This is a genomic window from Streptomyces sp. NPDC001401, assembly GCF_042895385.1.
Taxonomy (GTDB): Bacteria; Actinomycetota; Actinomycetes; order Streptomycetales; family Streptomycetaceae; genus Streptomyces.
In genome coordinates, this window is record NZ_JBIAWI010000023.1 from 124,518 (window position 1) to 139,916 (window position 15,399).

15 protein-coding genes and 1 pseudogene are annotated in these 15,399 nt (G+C 69.8%); 8 read left to right on the forward strand and 8 right to left on the reverse strand.

Features of this window, described 5'->3' with window-relative positions:
* Positions 1–744, reverse strand: a pseudogene (locus tag ACFY10_RS47510) (hypothetical protein); the annotation flags it as partial.
* 421 nt (positions 745–1,165) lie between these two features.
* Between ACFY10_RS47510 and pstS the strand changes: the two are divergent.
* Positions 1,166–2,311 carry a phosphate ABC transporter substrate-binding protein PstS gene (gene pstS / locus ACFY10_RS47515; protein ID WP_390671631.1) on the forward strand — a complete coding sequence of 382 codons (1,146 nt, stop codon included), beginning with the start codon at positions 1,166–1,168 and terminating at the stop codon, positions 2,309–2,311.
* A 20-nt stretch (positions 2,312–2,331) separates the two neighbouring features.
* On the opposite strand, the gene ACFY10_RS47520 is transcribed toward pstS, so the two are convergent.
* Positions 2,332–2,898, reverse strand: coding sequence for a TetR/AcrR family transcriptional regulator (locus ACFY10_RS47520; protein ID WP_390671632.1), 567 nt, complete (start codon positions 2,896–2,898; stop codon positions 2,332–2,334).
* Positions 2,899–2,983: 85 nt separating this feature from the next.
* Between ACFY10_RS47520 and ACFY10_RS47525 the strand changes: the two genes are divergently transcribed.
* Together ACFY10_RS47525 and rph are read left to right on the forward strand one after the other, a co-directional pair.
* Positions 2,984–3,907 carry an SDR family oxidoreductase gene (locus ACFY10_RS47525; RefSeq protein WP_390671633.1) on the forward strand — a complete coding sequence of 308 codons (924 nt, stop codon included), beginning with the start codon at positions 2,984–2,986 and terminating at the stop codon, positions 3,905–3,907.
* A 343-nt stretch (positions 3,908–4,250) separates the two neighbouring features.
* A complete protein-coding gene (gene rph, locus ACFY10_RS47530; protein ID WP_390671687.1) occupies positions 4,251–6,854 on the forward strand; it encodes a rifamycin-inactivating phosphotransferase in 2,604 nt (867 codons plus the stop codon).
* Between the two features lie 13 nt (positions 6,855–6,867).
* Here the strand turns inward: rph and ACFY10_RS47535 are convergent, their stop codons facing one another.
* Positions 6,868–7,143 (reverse strand): hypothetical protein, encoded by a 276-nt coding sequence (locus ACFY10_RS47535; RefSeq protein WP_390671634.1) that lies wholly within the window; start codon positions 7,141–7,143, stop codon positions 6,868–6,870.
* 71 nt (positions 7,144–7,214) lie between these two features.
* Here ACFY10_RS47535 and ACFY10_RS47540 point away from each other — a divergent pair, with 71 nt between their 5' ends.
* Positions 7,215–7,463 (forward strand): hypothetical protein, encoded by a 249-nt coding sequence (locus tag ACFY10_RS47540; protein ID WP_390671635.1) that lies wholly within the window; start codon positions 7,215–7,217, stop codon positions 7,461–7,463.
* Positions 7,464–7,482: 19 nt separating this feature from the next.
* On the opposite strand, the gene ACFY10_RS47545 is transcribed toward ACFY10_RS47540, so the two are convergent.
* The 4 genes from ACFY10_RS47545 to ACFY10_RS47560 all read right to left on the reverse strand — a co-directional run bounded on the left by ACFY10_RS47545 (position 7,483) and on the right by ACFY10_RS47560 (position 11,846).
* Positions 7,483–8,358, reverse strand: coding sequence for a phosphotransferase family protein (locus tag ACFY10_RS47545; protein ID WP_390671688.1), 876 nt, complete (start codon positions 8,356–8,358; stop codon positions 7,483–7,485).
* Between the two features lie 191 nt (positions 8,359–8,549).
* Positions 8,550–9,242, reverse strand: a complete 693-nt coding sequence (locus tag ACFY10_RS47550) for a DUF4328 domain-containing protein (RefSeq protein ID WP_390671636.1) — start codon at positions 9,240–9,242, stop codon at positions 8,550–8,552.
* 143 nt (positions 9,243–9,385) lie between these two features.
* On the reverse strand, positions 9,386–10,864 hold the full coding sequence (locus tag ACFY10_RS47555; protein ID WP_390671637.1) for a transferase: 1,479 nt from the start codon (positions 10,862–10,864) through the stop codon (positions 9,386–9,388).
* A 280-nt stretch (positions 10,865–11,144) separates the two neighbouring features.
* Positions 11,145–11,846: a hypothetical protein gene (locus ACFY10_RS47560; RefSeq protein WP_390671638.1), complete on the reverse strand. Its 702-nt coding sequence runs from the start codon at positions 11,844–11,846 to the stop codon at positions 11,145–11,147.
* Between the two features lie 37 nt (positions 11,847–11,883).
* On the opposite strand from ACFY10_RS47560, the gene ACFY10_RS47565 reads away from it, so the two are divergent.
* On the forward strand, positions 11,884–12,393 hold the full coding sequence (locus ACFY10_RS47565; protein WP_390671639.1) for a CGNR zinc finger domain-containing protein: 510 nt from the start codon (positions 11,884–11,886) through the stop codon (positions 12,391–12,393).
* A gap of 31 nt (positions 12,394–12,424) precedes the next feature.
* On the opposite strand, the gene ACFY10_RS47570 is transcribed toward ACFY10_RS47565, so the two are convergent.
* Positions 12,425–13,240, reverse strand: a complete 816-nt coding sequence (locus ACFY10_RS47570; protein ID WP_390671640.1) for an NAD(P)H-binding protein — start codon at positions 13,238–13,240, stop codon at positions 12,425–12,427.
* 87 nt (positions 13,241–13,327) lie between these two features.
* On the opposite strand from ACFY10_RS47570, the gene ACFY10_RS47575 reads away from it, so the two are divergent.
* The 3 genes from ACFY10_RS47575 (at position 13,328) to ACFY10_RS47585 (ending at position 15,395) form a co-directional block, all read left to right on the forward strand.
* Positions 13,328–13,750, forward strand: a complete 423-nt coding sequence (locus ACFY10_RS47575; RefSeq protein ID WP_390671641.1) for a winged helix-turn-helix transcriptional regulator — start codon at positions 13,328–13,330, stop codon at positions 13,748–13,750.
* Positions 13,751–13,971: 221 nt separating this feature from the next.
* Positions 13,972–15,174, forward strand: coding sequence for a cytochrome P450 (locus tag ACFY10_RS47580; RefSeq protein WP_390671642.1), 1,203 nt, complete (start codon positions 13,972–13,974; stop codon positions 15,172–15,174).
* On the forward strand, positions 15,171–15,395 hold the full coding sequence (locus ACFY10_RS47585; RefSeq protein WP_390671643.1) for a ferredoxin: 225 nt from the start codon (positions 15,171–15,173) through the stop codon (positions 15,393–15,395). Before ACFY10_RS47580 ends, ACFY10_RS47585 begins: the two co-directional genes overlap by 4 nt.
* The last annotated feature ends 4 nt before the right edge of the window (positions 15,396–15,399 follow it).

Consider the following 15,399-nt stretch of genomic DNA (forward strand, 5'->3'; position numbering starts at 1 on the left):
CGGCTTCACCGGGTGCTCCGGATAGGCAGGCTTCACCGGGTGCTCCGGATAGGCAGGCTTCACCGGGTGCTCCGGATAGGCAGGCTTCACCGGGTGCTCCGGATAGGCAGGCTTCACCGGGTGCTCCGGATAGGCAGGCTGAGCCGGATACGCAGGCTTCACCGGCTGCTCCGGATAGGCAGGCTTCACCGGGTGCTCCGGATAGGCAGGCTGAGCCGGATACGCAGGCTTCACCGGCTGCTGAGGATAAGCAGGCTGAGCCGGGTACGCAGGCTGGGCCGGGTGCGCCGGATACGCAGGCTGAGCCGGATACGCAGGCCTCACCGGCTGCTGAGGATAAGCAGGCTTGACCGGCTGCGCCGGATACGCGGGCTTCACCGGATACGCAGGCTTCACCGGCTGCGCCGGATACGCAGGCCTCACCGGCTGCTGAGGATAAGCAGGCTTGACCGGCTGCGCCGGATACGCAGGCTTCACCGGCTGAGCCGGATAGGCGGGCTTCACCGGCTGAGCCGGATAGGCGGGCTTCACCGGCTGAGCCGGATACGCAGGCTTGACCGGGTGTTCCGGATACGCAGGCTTGACCGGGTGTTCCGGATACGCAGGCGGCGCCGGGTACGGCGGGTGCGGGGTGGCGCGGTCCTGGGCGTAGGCGGTTCCCGCGCTGGCCAGCGCGGCTGCGCCGAGCGCGGCAGCCATGACGGCTGGCGCCAGAACGGATCGCCATTGCGGCGACTTCGTCATCTTCTCCACTCTCCTCGACTCGGTTCGGGGCTTCGTGACGGCCGGTCAGTACCAAGAGCCGGATAGTGGAATGATCAGAAAATCGGAGACATGAATAACGCTCTGGCGCCCATAAGCCACCGGATGGTGTACCGCGGGAGGCCAGTTGGCCCGGGTGGCGGCGAGGGTCTGGGCCGGGACGGATTCATGAGCCGGCCAGATCGCCGACCCTCACCGCCGCTCCGCCCGCCTCCTCCAGTTGCCGTATGCCGGCGACTTCTGCGGCCAGGCATGACCGGATAGACGCCCGAAATCGACTGATTTGGTGCGTATAGTGCCGCTGAGGTGAAGGCCGTGACCGCTACTCGATCACTCGATCCACGGTCATCACACCCCTCTGCTGCGCAGACTGCGGACGCCTACAGCAAGGAGCACGGAAGAAGTGAAGCCTCAGCGGAAGAGCAGGCTGCGCGCCCTGGCGGCCGGCTCGGCGGTTGTCTCCGGCGCCTTGCTCCTGACGGCCTGCGGCTCGAGCGACGGCTCCGGGGCGTCCGGTGAATCGTCCACGGCTGCCGCACCGGCCACCACGGCCGCCAACGCTGTCAAGTGCGGCAAGGCGGCCCATGTGTCGGCTTCCGGCTCGACTGCGCAGGAGTTCGCGATGCAGTTCTGGATCAAGAACTACATGCGCGCCTGTCCCGGTACGCGGATCAGCTACAAGAGCAACGGCTCCGGTGCCGGCCAGACCGATTTCCTCAACGGCAGGACCGCCTTCGCGGGTTCCGACTCCGCGCTGAGCGCCGCCCAGATCGCCCAGTCCAAGAGCGTCTGCCCGGGCGGCGGCCAGGCCGTCCACCTGCCGACGGTCGGCGGCCCGATCGCCATCGGCTACAACCTGCCAGGGGTCCGGAGGTTGATCCTGGATGCCCCCACACTCGCCAAGGTCTTCGACTCCCGGATCACAAAGTGGAACGATCCGGCGATCGCGAAACTCAACCCCAAAGCCAAGCTGCCGTCGACGCCGATCCAGGCGTCGCACCGCTCCGATTCCTCCGGCACGACGGACAACTTCACCTCCTATCTCAGCGCCGCTGCACCGAGCGCCTGGCCGCATGGGCACAACAAGGAGTGGATGGCCAAGGGCGGCCAGTCGGCCAAGGGTTCCTCGGGCCTCGTCGATCTGGTGAAGAAAACCCCGGGTGCGATCGGTTACGTCGAGCTGTCGTATGCCATCGCCCGCAACATTCCCACGGTCTCGATCGACACCGGCGCCCCCGCTCCGGTCGACGCCAGTGTCTTCACGGCTTCCAAGGCGATCTCCACGGCCAAGATCGCCGGCACCGGTGACGACCTCGTACTCAAGCTCGACTACGCGACCAAGACCCCGGGCGCGTATCCGATCGACATGGTCACGTACGAGATCGTCTGCGACAAGGGCAACAAGGCGACGACATGGCCCGCCACCAAGGCGTTCCTGACGTACATCGCCGGCGTGAAGGGGCAGCAGGACCTGAGCTTCCAGGGCTACGCCACGCTCCCGGCCGCCATCGTGAACCAGGTCCGCAGCAAGATCAACAGCCTGTCCTGACCCCACGGGACCGCGCGGCTTCAGCCGCCCGCGGTCACGGCCTTGAGCTCGTCCAGTGATTCCCGCATCAACTGCGCCATCGTGCGTTCCTCGGCCGCCGCGATCCAGCGTTCGAAGCCGACTTTGAAGACGGCGACCCCCGCCTCGGCGGTGAGGCTCGCGGCCGGCTCCGGCACGCCGCGTCGGCGCAGGGCGTCGGCGAGCGCGGCGGACAGCGAGGCGAGCTTGATCAGCTCGCGCTCCTGGAGTACGGCGTTCGCCACGATGACGGCATGCCGCCGCCGGGAGTGTCCGTGGCGGCCGACGAACACGCTGGAGACCGCCTCGAGGCCCGCCGCGATCGCGTCGATCGGTGCCGCGGACTCCGGAGCCTCGGCGACCGCGTTCACAAACAGCTCCTGCAACGCGCTCGAGCCGTCGAACAGCACCTCGCGCTTGTCGGCGTAGTGCCGGAAGAAGGTCCGCTCGGTGAGGCCGGCCCGTTTGGCGATCTCCGCCACCGTGGACTGCTCGTAGCCGCGCTCGCTGTAGAGCTCCAACGCCGCTTTCGCCAGGCGTTCGCGCGCGTTCGGCTCCCATCTACCCATGAGCAGATCCTACGTGATGACAGCCCCTGGCATCACATGCTAGCGTCGACGACAGTCACTGACATCGACAGTTTGGGGCTCTCCCATGCGCATCTTCGTGACCGGCGCGTCCGGCTGGATCGGCTCCGCCCTCGTTCCCGAACTCATCGACGCGGGGCACCGGGTCGTGGGGCTCGCCCGCTCCGACGCCTCTGCCGCCGCCCTCACCACCGCAGGCGCGGACGTGGTCCGCGGCACCGTCGACGACCTCGACGTCCTGGCCGGCGCCGCCGCCGCGTCGGACGGGGTGGTCCACCTCGCCTTCAAGCACGACCTCGCCTTCGGCGGTGATTTCCAGGGCGCTGCCGAGGCCGACCGCCGCGCCGTCGAGACCCTCGGCGAGGCGCTGGCCGGCACCGGCCGCCCGTTCGTTCTCGCCTCCGGGCTGGTCGGTCTCAAGCCGGGGCAGGTGTCGACCGAGCAGGACATGCCCGCGGTCGACGGCTCGCCGGTGTCCATCCGCTCGGCAACCGCCACGGCGATGCTCGCACTTGCCACGCGCGGTGTGCGCTCATCCGTGGTGCGGCTGTCCCCGACCTGCCACGGCGAAGGAGACAACGGATTCATGGCGACTCTGGTCGCCATCGCCCGGGACAAGGGTGTCTCCGGCTACATCGGCGACGGCGCCAACCGCTGGCCGGCCGTCCACCGCCTCGATGCCGCACGGCTGTTCCGCCTGGCGGTCGAGAAGGCTCCGGCGGGCACCGTGCTGCATGGCGTCGCGGAGGAAGGCGTCCCGATCCACGACATCGCCGAGGTGATCGGCCGTCACCTCGATGTACCGGTGGCCTCCGTGGCCCCCGAGGCCGCGGCCGAGCACTTCGCCTGGCTGGGCCGCTTCCTCGGACTCGACGGCCCGGCGTCCAACACCCTGACCCGCGAACTGCTGGACTGGCATCCGACCCACCCCGGCCTCCTCGAGGACCTCGACAAGGGCCACTACTTCCACGCCCCTGCCGCCACTTCCTGACCGGGCGGCATACCTGCCGCCGGCGACAGGAGCGCCCGGATGCGGCGCGCCGCCGCCTCGCGAGAAGCTTGTCGGTTCCATTGAACGCCAAAAGGCAAGGAGATATCTCTCCTTGCCTCTCTCAACGTATAGCGCACTGGGGGGCTTGCCGCAAGACCCGGGTCACGGCGCAGAATCGTCGGCCGAGGCCACAACCTGCGGAAATGGGGGCGGGACGTGCGTGTGTTGGGAGTTGACCAGGGATGAGGACGTGCTCGACAAGAGGATCGACGGAGTGGGAGGCGCCGGTGATTCGATCGGCCACCGCAGTTCAACGGAGCACGGCCGCCTCGGAGGTGTCGCAGTGATCGAGCGGTACGTGTTGGATCTTCAAGAGGTTGACGGGACGCAGGTCTCGGTCGTTGGCGGCAAGGGCGCGCACCTGGGCGGGTTGTCGCGGATCGCAGGCATCCGCGTGCCGGGGGGCTTCTGCGTGACGACGGACGCGTTCCGGCGCATCATCGCGGAAGCGCCGTCGATCGACGATCTACTCGATCAGCTGTCGCGCCTGAACCCGGACGACCGCGAGGCCATCCGCACGCTCAGCGCGCAGATTCGTCGGACCGTCGAAGGGATTGCCATCCCGGACGATCTCGTGGCGGCGATCACCCACGCGCTCGCCAAGCTCGGCGAGCAAGCCGCCTACGCCGTCCGATCCAGCGCGACGGCGGAGGACCTGCCGACGGCCTCCTTTGCCGGCCAGCAGGACACGTACCTGAACGTCATGGGACCGGCGGCGATCCTCCAGCACGTCAGCCGGTGCTGGGCCTCGCTGTTCACCGAGCGGGCCGTGACCTACCGTCAGCGGAACGGCATCGACCACCGTACGGTCCACATGGCCGTGGTCGTGCAGCAGATGGTCTTCCCGCAGGCGGCCGGCATCCTGTTCACGGCCGACCCCGTCACGGGCAACCGGAAGGTCGCCACCGTGGACGCCGGCTTCGGCCTCGGCGAGGCCCTGGTGTCCGGCCTGGTGAATCCGGATGTCTTCACGGTGCGGCACGGCGAAGTCGTCGCCAGGGCGATCGCCGCCAAACAGCGTGCCGTTCATGCCCTGCCGGCCGGCGGTACGCAGGAAGTGGCGATCGACGCGGAGCGCCAGGAGCAGCCGGCGCTGACGGATGCGCAGGTCGTGCGGCTCGTGCAGCTCGGGCGGCGGATCGAGGCGCACTTCGGCCGCCCGCAGGACATCGAATGGTGCCTGGTCGATGACGGCTTCCAGATCGTTCAGAGCCGGCCGATCACAACGCTGTTCCCCATCCCCGAGACCGGCGACCAGGAGAATCACATCTACGTCTCCGTCGGTCATCAGCAGATGATGACCGACCCCATGAAGCCCTTGGGGCTGTCCATGTGGCAGCTGACGGCCATGGTGCCGATGCACGAGGCCGGCGGGAGGCTGTTCGTCGACGTCACCCGGCGCCTGGCCTCGCCCGCGAGCCGCGCCGGCCTCCTGGACGTCATGGGGAGAGGCGATCCGCTGGTCAGGGATGCTCTGGAGACCGTGCTCGACCGCGACGATTTCGTCCCGTCGCTCCCGGACGCGGGTCCCGGCGGGCCACCGGCCGGCGGTGCCTCCACGCCGGTCCAGACCGATCCGGCCGTCGTCACCGAGCTGATCGAGCGCAGCCAGGTGTCCATCGCCGCCCTGGAGCGCGACATCCGGACGAAGACCGGACCGGCACTGTTCGACTACCTGTTGGAGGCCTTCGAGGAGCACAAACGAGTCCTCAGTGATCCGCTGAACATTCAGGCGATCATGGCGGGGATGGAGGCCACCTGGTGGCTCAACGACAAGCTGCAGGAGTGGCTGGGCGAGAAGAACGCGGCTGACACGCTCACGCTGTCCGCCCCCGACAACGTCACCTCGGAGATGGGCCTGGCGCTGCTCGACGTCGCGGACGTGATCCGCCCGCAGCCGGAGGTGGTGGCGTTCCTCGAGGGTATCGGCGTCGAGGACGAGGGCTTCCTGGACGAGCTGGCGAAACTCGCGGGCGGGGCCGAAGCACGCGACGCCATAGAGACCTATCTCGACCGGTACGGCATGCGCTGCGTCGGCGAGATCGACATCACGAGGCCGCGTTGGCGCGAGCGCCCCACCACGCTCGTGCCCGTGATCCTCGACAACGTCAGGAACTTCGAACCGGGCGCCGCCGGGCGGCGCTTCGAGCAAGGGCGGCACAAGGCGCAGGAGAAGGAACAGGACGTGCTGTCACGCCTGCGGGCCCTGCCGGACGGGGACCGGAAAGCCGACGAAACCAAGCGGATGATCGACCAAGTCCGAGCCTTCATCGGGTACCGGGAGTACCCGAAGTACGGCATCATCAGCCGCTACTTCGTCTACAAGCAGGCCTTGCTGGCGGAGGCGGAGCGCCTCGTGGAGGCCGACGTGCTTCCTGAGAAGGAGGATGTCTTCTACCTCACGTTCCAGGAACTCCACGACGTCGTGCGCTCGAACCAGCTGGATGACCGGCTCATCCGGCAGCGCAAGGACGCCTTCCGGTCGTACCACGCGCTCACACCGCCCCGGGTGCTCACATCGGATGGAGAGGCCGTCACCGGGGCGTACCGGCGCGACGACGCGCCGGCCGGCGCCCTGATCGGCCTGCCGGTCTCCACCGGGACCGTCGAGGGAAGGGCCCGCGTCATCCTCGACATGGCGGAGGCGGATCTCGAAGCGGGCGACATCCTGGTCACGACCTTCACGGACCCCAGCTGGTCGCCGCTGTTCGTCGGAATCGCGGGCCTGGTGACGGAGGTCGGCGGCCTGATGACCCATGGCGCGGTGATCGCCCGGGAGTACGGCTTGCCGGCTGTCGTGGGCGTGGATCGGGCCACCCGGCTGATCCGGGACGGGCAGCGGATCCGCGTGCACGGAACCGACGGGTACATCGAGATCCTGCCCTGAGCGACCACGCCGGCTAGAGCGCCGCCAGCCGGCTGCTGCGGCCTTGCAGGCGGATCGTGGCCAGGGTGCCGCAGACGAGTGCCACGCCGAGGAGGGTGCCGCGGGCCGCCGCGGGGGTGTGCGCGTCGCCGTCGAGGGCGGCGCGCAGGCCTCCGGCGGCCCAGTAGCCGGGGGAGGCCGGGGCGGCGTCTGCCACCCAGGCCGGCAGGACGCTGAGCGGTACGAGGGCGCCGCCGGTGCTGCTGAGCAGCATGCCGCCGATGTCGTAGGCGGCTGAGAGCTCGCCCATGCTGCGGACCAGCACACCGAGCAGCGCGCCGAGGCCGAGCAGGGTGCGAGGCCGGGGTTCCGGAGCCCGAAGTGCCGTGGCTGGTACGTCTGATCAGCACCTTCGTGATCGGATTCGCCGCCTCCGAGGCGTCGGGCCGCTTCTCCCCCGGCGCCCTCGACCCGCGCAGCCGTCGCGGCCGGCTCCCGGAGAAGGAGCTTTCCGGCCACAGCAGGCTCGGGCCGTGGCTGGATCTGCCCGTCGACCTCACCGCCGAGTTCGAGGCCGACCTGGCCGACATCCGACGCCCGGTCGAAGCGGCCGCGCGGCAACCGGACTGACCCGCCGCCCTGAGGGAGTTCAGGTGCGGATCAGTTCCAGCGCCTGTTTGAGGTTGTGTTCGGCGATGCCCGCCATGAACGACCGGTCGGGGAAGGCGCCGTCGAGCAGCCGCAGCGGGCCCGCGGTCAGCGAGAGCCGCTGGGCCAGCAGGTAGAGCGCGAGCCGGTCCTCGTCCAGTCCGTCGGCTGCCAGCGGCCCGTAGGCGTCGTGAAGACGGATCTGCAGAAAGACGTGCTCCCACTCGACGTCGAAGTACATCGTGCCCTCGATGTCGATCGCCACGGGGTTCCCGTCCGGGTCCACCAGCACATGGTCGGGGCCCAGTTCACCGTGTACGACCGCGTACTCCGAGCGCGGCCGCACCGCCGCCGCCAGGCCCAGCAGTCGCTCCTCCAGCCGGTCGCGGGCTGCCGCGATCCGCGGATCACGCGACGCCGCCTCGGCGAGGTCCGTCAGCGCCCGCTTCAGGACGACCCCCTCGCACGACGTCCCGCGCGACGTTCCGCCTGCGTCGACCACGGCCACCTTGCCGTACCCGGGGGCCCGATGACGCCGCATCGCCTCCAACGCCTCCCCCAGCCGGGCCATGACCGGGGCAGCCGCGCGGGGGTCGCGTGCGAGCAGGTTCTCCAGGTTCTCGCCCGGCAGATCCTCGACGATCGCCACGTCGGCCGGGCAGTGGGCGCCGTCGCGGTCGACCAGTCGGATCGCCGGGACGCGAACGCCGAGCGCGTCCAGCCGAGCGTGCGCGGCCTCGAACAGGTCGAGTCCGAGACCGGGCGAGAACGGGTCGGTGAGGTCGTCGTCGCCCTCGGCCGCCGGCCAGTAGTTCTCGGCGTCGTCCCACAGGTAGGCGATCGCCGTCGTCGCATCGTCCATCACCAGGCGGTACACGCCCTTCTTGCTGCCGCCCGCAATCCGCCGGACCGCCTCCAGCCGCCGCCCGCCGCCCAGCGCGTCCCGCGCCGCACTCGCCAACTGCTCCTGCGTCGCTGCCCCGAGCACCACGTTCCGACCCGCCCCTTCGTCACGGCAACTCGCGCACCTTACGGGGGCGGCGATGCGCAGGCGAGTGGTTTGTTCCCTCAGACCGCGTTCGGGACGTGCCCCTGGGTCTGCCACGCGGTGATTCGCCTGATGATGAGGATGACCAGCAGGCCGGCCCCCACGTAGAGCACCGTGAGCAGGGTGGACACATTCGCGTTGGACAGCACGTCCTGCTCGCTGTCGAACTTCGAGGCCATGCGCCATTGGATCGGCTTTACGACGACGGTGGCGGCCGCGAACAGCGCCCACCAGGCGTTGACCAGGGTGAGGGGGACGGGGCGCCGTGGGGCGCTGGCCCGCCAGATGTCCGACACGACCTGGTACGGGATCCACAGGTTGACCACTGGGCCGATCCAGCCGCCCACCACCCAGCCCCGGGACCGGCGCTGCGCGGCGGCGCCGCTCATCAGCTCGGCGTTGATCCGAGCCCGCCACAGCCAGACGACGAACGCCACTCCGGCCGCGATCCACACCAGGAACGACGGCCACGACACCAGCTTCGCGAGGGCATCGCTGTCGGCGGCATCGAGGTCCGCGGCCGTCGCCCTCCCGGCCAGGTAGTCGTGGGCGACGAAGTAGAGGCGCCAGTTGGCCGCCGAAAGCAATACCTCACGCACGACCGCCAGCGCGATCAGTACCGTCACGGCAGTGGCCGCGCCGGTCACCGCCCTGCGCCGTTCCGCAACGGCCGGGCCTGTGCTCGTCGGCGTGCCCTGCTCTGGACCGTCCATGATCCCCCCGGAAGATCGTTCGACCCGCTGTGCATCACTTGGAGCCCGGGGGACGTTACTGTGCGTTGCCCTGTCGTGCCCGCGGTTTCACAAGTCCCTTTCTTCTCCGGCATGTTGTGCTGGAATGGCGCCACGGAACGGCGCTACCGCAGGCCGAACAGTTGCAGCGCCCGGAACGCCAGCCAGGACAGCAGGGCCAGCGCCGTCACCACAACGACGCCTTTCCACAACGACGTCTGTGTGGCGAGGGTGGCCCTCCAGGCCATCGTCCGTTTACGGACCCCCACGGACGCCAGGGCGGCTTTCATCGCGCGGGCCACGTGGTGCACCGGCGAGAGCATGATCGTCGAAACCAGGGCGGCCTTCACGGCGCGGGCCGCGCGGCGCACGAGCGCGCCCCGCGGGGTCTTGGCGCGGGGCGCGGGCCCAACCGGGTGCACCTGGGGCGTCCAATCGGGCGCGAAGGTGATGACGGCGGAGGTCCAGGGATCGCCCCCGGCCACTTCGTTCAGTCGGGACGGGGTCGGCAGGTGCTGGTCCAGCCGTTCGGCCACCTCCGGCTGCCCGCCCGGCGCCAGCAGGACGAGCTTCCGCGCGGGCTGGGTGGCGCGGGCCTGCTGGACCTCCCACCACAGCCCGTCGCCCAATCCCAGGCGCAACACGATGAGTTGGGACAGCTCCATCAGCCGCAGCACCGTGGGCTGCCAGTCGTCGAGCGGCAGATAGAACCGCGCCGCCCCCAGCTGCGGCAACGGCTCCCCGGGCCTGCCCACCGTGATCACGGGACCGACGGCGCCCAACGCCCCCGCGAGCTGCTCCTCCCGCGAGTGGAGACTGACGTACGCCGCCGAGTCGTCGACCTGGGCAGCGGTGTCGTCGTCGGCGAAGCTGCGCAGGTAGAGCACAGGTTTGCGGCCGTCTGCCAGCAGGGCCTGGGCCGCGCCGCGCGCCGAGCGTGGGCGGGTGTAGCGCAGGAGCAGGACCCCGACCCCCAGCGCGGCCAGCCCGCCGACCAGCAACAGCACGAAGTCCACCGGGGGCAACTTGTAGCCCTGCCGCTGTGCCGTGGTGGCGGCGATGGCGCCGCCCGCGAACAGCCCGTATCCGGCAGCGCCGGCCACCACGAACATCGGCCGCCACCACCACGGCCGCCGCGGGACGAACTGGCTGACCACGGCGACGATCTCCGCGGCGCCCGCCCGGCGACGACGCCGCAGCCACAGTGCCGGCACGAGCAGCAGCACGGCCGGCACCGCCCACCACAGCGCGGTCGCGCTCGACGAGTTGAGCCTCCGGTCGAGCCCCGCCTGATCCTGTTCGACCTCCGCAGCCAGCCCGGCGACACGCGCGCGGCCAAGGGAGATCCGGCCCTTCTCGGCGTCGCCGGTGACGGAGGAAACCACAGACCGGCTTTCTCCCGACGGGGCGTTCCGCTCGAACCACGCGTTGCCCGCACGGATCTCAGCGCGCGCGGACACCTCCCCTTCGGCGTAGCGGTCCACCGCGGCGGTGAACGCGGCGGCCCTCGCCGGGGCGCCACGGAAGCGGTCGCAGGCCCGCAGGTCCAGGCCTGCCGTGATCGCCAAGTGCAGTGCGACGTAGGCCGTGACGATCGTGACCATCGTGACCAGCCGAGCGAACGCCCGAAAGCCCGAGGACACCTCGGACCACCCCCCTTACCGCGCCCCAGCACCACCGTCCGGCTCAGATCGCCTCCCGTACTACCACCCGGGCCCGGCGGCCGTGTCCAGCTCAGGCCACCACTGCCGACCAGGCGGCACTGCGAGCGCTCGCCGGCGCCCGCTGCACCCACTGCACCCACTGCACCCACTGCACCCACTGCACCCACTGCACCCACTGCACCCGCAGATCCTGGCCGCCCGATGGCGAGTTGAAACAGCGTCAGAGCGCGCGGAGCAGCCAGGTCAGGTTCAGCTCACGGGCGGTCAGGCGCGCTGTCTCGCGGAGTTGGTCGGCCTCGGTTCCAGGGGGCAGTTCACCGGCAAGCGTCAGGGCCGCCGCTGCCGTCTGCGGACGAGCACCGAGGGATGCCCGCAGATGGTAGGAGCGGCGCAGCAGGCTGATGCCCTGTTCCCGGTCCCGCTCCATGAGCTGGGCCCCGATGTGGCGTACGGCGTACGACTCCAGCAGCGCGTCATCCTGCTCCCGGGCCTGATCCAGGGCCTGCTGGTAGGCCGGTCCGGCCGCGCCGGGATCGCCGTCGATGTTGTCGGCGAGCACCCCGAGCCAGAACGTGGACCAACCGGACAGTCGGGGGTCGGCCGTGGCGGCGGTGAAGGCCTCGCGGGCCTGCTGGAGGTCTTCGGGGAGTGGGCCCAGGCTGAACAGCAGCCGGGTGTAACGGACTTGTGCGCCGAGATATCCGGCGAGCACCGGGTCGTACAGAAAGAGTGTGATGACCGCCTCGTCGGCCGCCGCGGCGCCGTCCAGCCGCCACCAGTAGCGGTCCACCAGGATCTCGGCCCGCTCCGCGAGTGCGCCGGCGGGCAGCACGGCGAGCGCCTCGTCCCACCGGCCCATGCGGTGCAGCATTCGCGCGACGGCGGGTCCACGATCCATCATGTAGGCGACATCAGTAGTCATGGTGCCTACTTTTCAGGCACGGGAGGTAGGTGGTCAAGTGCGTTACGTCGACTACATCGGGAACCTGACGCGGCTGGCGGTCGAGATCGTCAACGGCGACGTCCCGGGCGAGCTGCGCCGGGAGATGTTCCGCCAGCACCGGATCGCGGAGCCGGACGCCGAGCGGCTCGCCGCATTCCTGCCCGGACTGCGCGATGCCGTCGAGGCCGCCTCCCAGGGTGGTCCTATCGACCCCGTCAACGCCCTGCTGGAACAGCACCCACCGCTGATCCGGGTCGACGACCACGACGGCGAAGGCTCTGCGCACCTGCACTTCGCTCCGAACGGCGAGGATGCCGTGAGCTGGCTCGGACGCAGCTGCGCCGCCGCACTCGCGCACGTCGTCTGCGGCGACCCGGCCGTGACGATCGGCCGCTGCCGCGCCGCCGCCTGCGGGCGTTTCTACGTCGACGACTCCCGCAACCGCACCCGGCGCTTCTGCTCCAACGCCTGCGCCAGCCGGACCACCGTCGCCGCATACCGCGCGCGCCGCAAAGCCGCCGGCTGATCCGGAAGGGGGCGGGTCCTGTCCCTGCGGATCAGAGGGCCGGCCTCGCGGCGGACGCGGCTGCAACGGCCGTAGTCAGTGGGTCGCGGGCGGCGCGGCCGAGGAGGTCCGCGAGGTCGGGGGTGGTGCCGTCCAGGAATCCGTGTCGGATGCCCGTGGCTATCGAAGCGAGCATGGGCGGCTGGAACGGCAGCAGTCCCGGTGTCTCGTCCAGGAGCCTGCGCCGGTATTCGCCCAGGCCGATGGTGCGGTGCGGGACGCCGAGCCGATCGGCCACCTGATCCGCCGTGATCGGCATGCCGACGAGGTCGTGGACGCGCCCGCCGTGCCGTGCCGGATTCGCCGCCACGATCGCCGCGGCATCGGCGAGATCCTCTCGTGCGACCGCGGCCAGCGCGCCGTCCCCGAACGCCGACTCCACACCGTCCTCGGCCCACATCAACAGGCCGCCGAAGAGTTCGGCGTAGAGGCCGTTGCGCAGGATCGTCCAGGGCAATCCGCTTGCCCGGACGAGGCGTTCGGTCGCACGGTGCGCGAGTGCGAAACCGAGATGGTCGCCGGCGCCGGTCAGGCTCGTGTAGACGACGTGGCGGACGCCGTCCCGGACGGCGGCGTCCAGGACCGCCGCGTGCCGCCCGACAACCTGGTCGTCCTCGGCATAGCCGGCGGAGATCAGCACCAGGGTCGACACACCGGCGAGATCGACGCCCGCATGGTCGTCGAAGTCGAGACGCCGCATCCCCGCACCCGGCGTGCGGCTGCCGCCCGTCGCGGCGACGCCGCGGGCACGCAGGGCCGCAAGAGTGGCCGAGCCGAGGTTCCCGTTCGCTCCGGTCACCAAGATCATGTCAGTCGCAGTCTTCCGTCGTGGTTCTCATCGGTAACTACGGTTGATCCTTGACCGCACGCCCACCGGCCACAAGAAGGCAGTTTCATGTCACTCACGCACACCGGGGTAACCGCCACCCCGGCAGATCTCGAGCCCTGCGGACGCGAAGAACACCCCGACTGCGGCATCCGTGACGTCCTGGACCGCATCGGGGACAAGTGGTCGGTGCTCGTGATCGTCGAACTCGCGGGCGGTCCGCGCAGGTTCCGCGAACTGCAGCGCGCCATCGACGGCATCTCCCAGCGCATGCTCACCCTCACCGTGCGCAGGCTGGAACGCGACGGTCTCGTGCTGCGCACCGTGTACCCGACCGTCCCGGCCCAGGTCGACTACCGCCTGACCGAGACCGGGACGGGACTGACCCACCTGGTCAAGGCACTCGCCGACTGGTCCCTCGCCCACCGTGCCGTCATCGCCGAGGCACGGCAGACATACGACCGCGCCCACCCCGGCCACGACATCCGCTGACGAGCCGCCCGGCGAGGGTCAACCGTCCTGCTGCCGTGTGCCGCCGGTATTGCCTTCGCCGCCATTCATTGCAACGCTTCGTTGCATTCGACGTCAGCGTCATTGCATCAATTTACCGCCGTTTACCTGGTGTTACACCTTGAGATTCATTGACACGATTCTGAACGCAACGTAGCTTTCGGAAAGCGTCAAACACGTAATATCTCGAGATGGGAATGGCCATGAGTGAGTCCCTCCACACCGTCACGACGCTGCCGACGGAACGTCAGTCCGGCTGCCCCTTCGACCCGCCGGCCGAGCTGCTCGACGCCCGCCGGCACGGCCCCATCAGCCGCTACACCCATCCCGGCGGAAAACCTGGCTGGCTCATCACCGGATACGACCTGGTCAGGTCGGTCCTGGCCGACTCGCTGTTCAGCTCACGGAAGGAGCTGCTGAATGTGGGCGACTTCGAGGTGCCTGCGGCGCCGCCCGGCGAGTTCCTCCTCATGGACGAGCCGCAGCACGGTCGCTATCGCAAGCCGCTGGTGGGCAAGTTCACGGTGCGGCGGATGCGGCTTCTCACCGAGCGCATCGAGCAGATCACCGCGGACTGCCTGGACGCCATGGAGCAGGCCGGGCCGTCGGCGGACCTGGTGACCGCGTTCGCCAAGCCCATCCCCACCATCGTCATCTGTGAGCTGCTGGGGGTGCCGTACCAGGACCGCGGCTCCTTCCAGGAGCAGATCGACACGTTCATGGGCGGGGAGACAAGCGACGAGGAGCTGATAGCGGCCTACACCGCAACCCAGGAGTACCTCGCGAAGCTGGTGGCCGCCAAGCGCGCAAACCCCACCGACGACGTGCTCAGCGAACTCACCGACAGCGATCTGACCGATGAGGAACTGCAGGGAATCAGCCTGATTCTGCTGGCCGCCGGATTCGACACCACCGCGAACATGCTGGCCCTCGGCACCTTCGCACTGCTGCAGAACCCGGCACAACTGGCCGCACTGCGCGCCGACCCCGCGCTCACCGACGGGGCGGTGGAGGAGCTGCTGCGGTATCTGAGCGTCGCCAAGACGTTCATGAGGACGGCCCTTGAGGACGTCGAGGTGGGCGGCCAGACCATCGAGGCGGGCACGACGGTCGTCCTGTCGTACAACACCGCCAACCGCGACCCCGAGCGCTTCTCCGACCCCCACGTGCTCGACCTCCGCAGGCAGGACGCGGGCGGGCACCTGGCCTTCAGTCACGGCATCCACCAGTGCCTGGGGCAGCAGCTGGCCCGTGTCGAGATGCGGGTCGCGTTCCGCGCGCTGGTCGACCGGTTCCCCACGCTGCGCCTGGCCGTACCGGCTGAGGAAGTCGGCCTGCGCCCCGAGACCGCGGACATCTACGGGGTGAAGAGCCTCCCGGTCACCTGGGACAAGGAGGAGTCATGAGGACGACGCATCTGCGCGTGGACCGTGAGCGCTGCATCGGCGCCGGGATGTGCGCCCTGACCGCTCCCGAGGTCTTCGACCAGGATCCCGACGACGGCCGCGTGCTCCTGCTGCACACCGAGCCGCCCCCCGCCCATCGCGCGGCCGCACAGATGGCCGCCGGCGTCTGCCCCTCCGGGGCGATCACCCTCCGCGAGCCGGAATCATCCGGCGGTTCCTGACTCC

What these genes read in the sequence shown, in the direction of transcription:
- ACFY10_RS47520 (WP_390671632.1), bottom strand. Translation starts at nt 2,898, where the DNA reads ATGGGTAGATGGGAGCCGAACGCGCGCGAACGCCTGGCGAAAGCGGCG.
- ACFY10_RS47525 (WP_390671633.1), top strand. Translation starts at nt 2,984, where the DNA reads ATGCGCATCTTCGTGACCGGCGCGTCCGGCTGGATCGGCTCCGCCCTC.
- ACFY10_RS47535 (WP_390671634.1), bottom strand. Translation starts at nt 7,143, where the DNA reads ATGGGCGAGCTCTCAGCCGCCTACGACATCGGCGGCATGCTGCTCAGC.
- ACFY10_RS47550 (WP_390671636.1), bottom strand. Translation starts at nt 9,242, where the DNA reads ATGGACGGTCCAGAGCAGGGCACGCCGACGAGCACAGGCCCGGCCGTT.
- ACFY10_RS47555 (WP_390671637.1), bottom strand. Translation starts at nt 10,864, where the DNA reads ATGGTCACGATCGTCACGGCCTACGTCGCACTGCACTTGGCGATCACG.
- ACFY10_RS47560 (WP_390671638.1), bottom strand. Translation starts at nt 11,846, where the DNA reads ATGACTACTGATGTCGCCTACATGATGGATCGTGGACCCGCCGTCGCG.
- ACFY10_RS47570 (WP_390671640.1), bottom strand. Translation starts at nt 13,240, where the DNA reads ATGATCTTGGTGACCGGAGCGAACGGGAACCTCGGCTCGGCCACTCTT.
- ACFY10_RS47575 (WP_390671641.1), top strand. Translation starts at nt 13,328, where the DNA reads ATGTCACTCACGCACACCGGGGTAACCGCCACCCCGGCAGATCTCGAG.
- ACFY10_RS47580 (WP_390671642.1), top strand. Translation starts at nt 13,972, where the DNA reads ATGAGTGAGTCCCTCCACACCGTCACGACGCTGCCGACGGAACGTCAG.
- ACFY10_RS47585 (WP_390671643.1), top strand. Translation starts at nt 15,171, where the DNA reads ATGAGGACGACGCATCTGCGCGTGGACCGTGAGCGCTGCATCGGCGCC.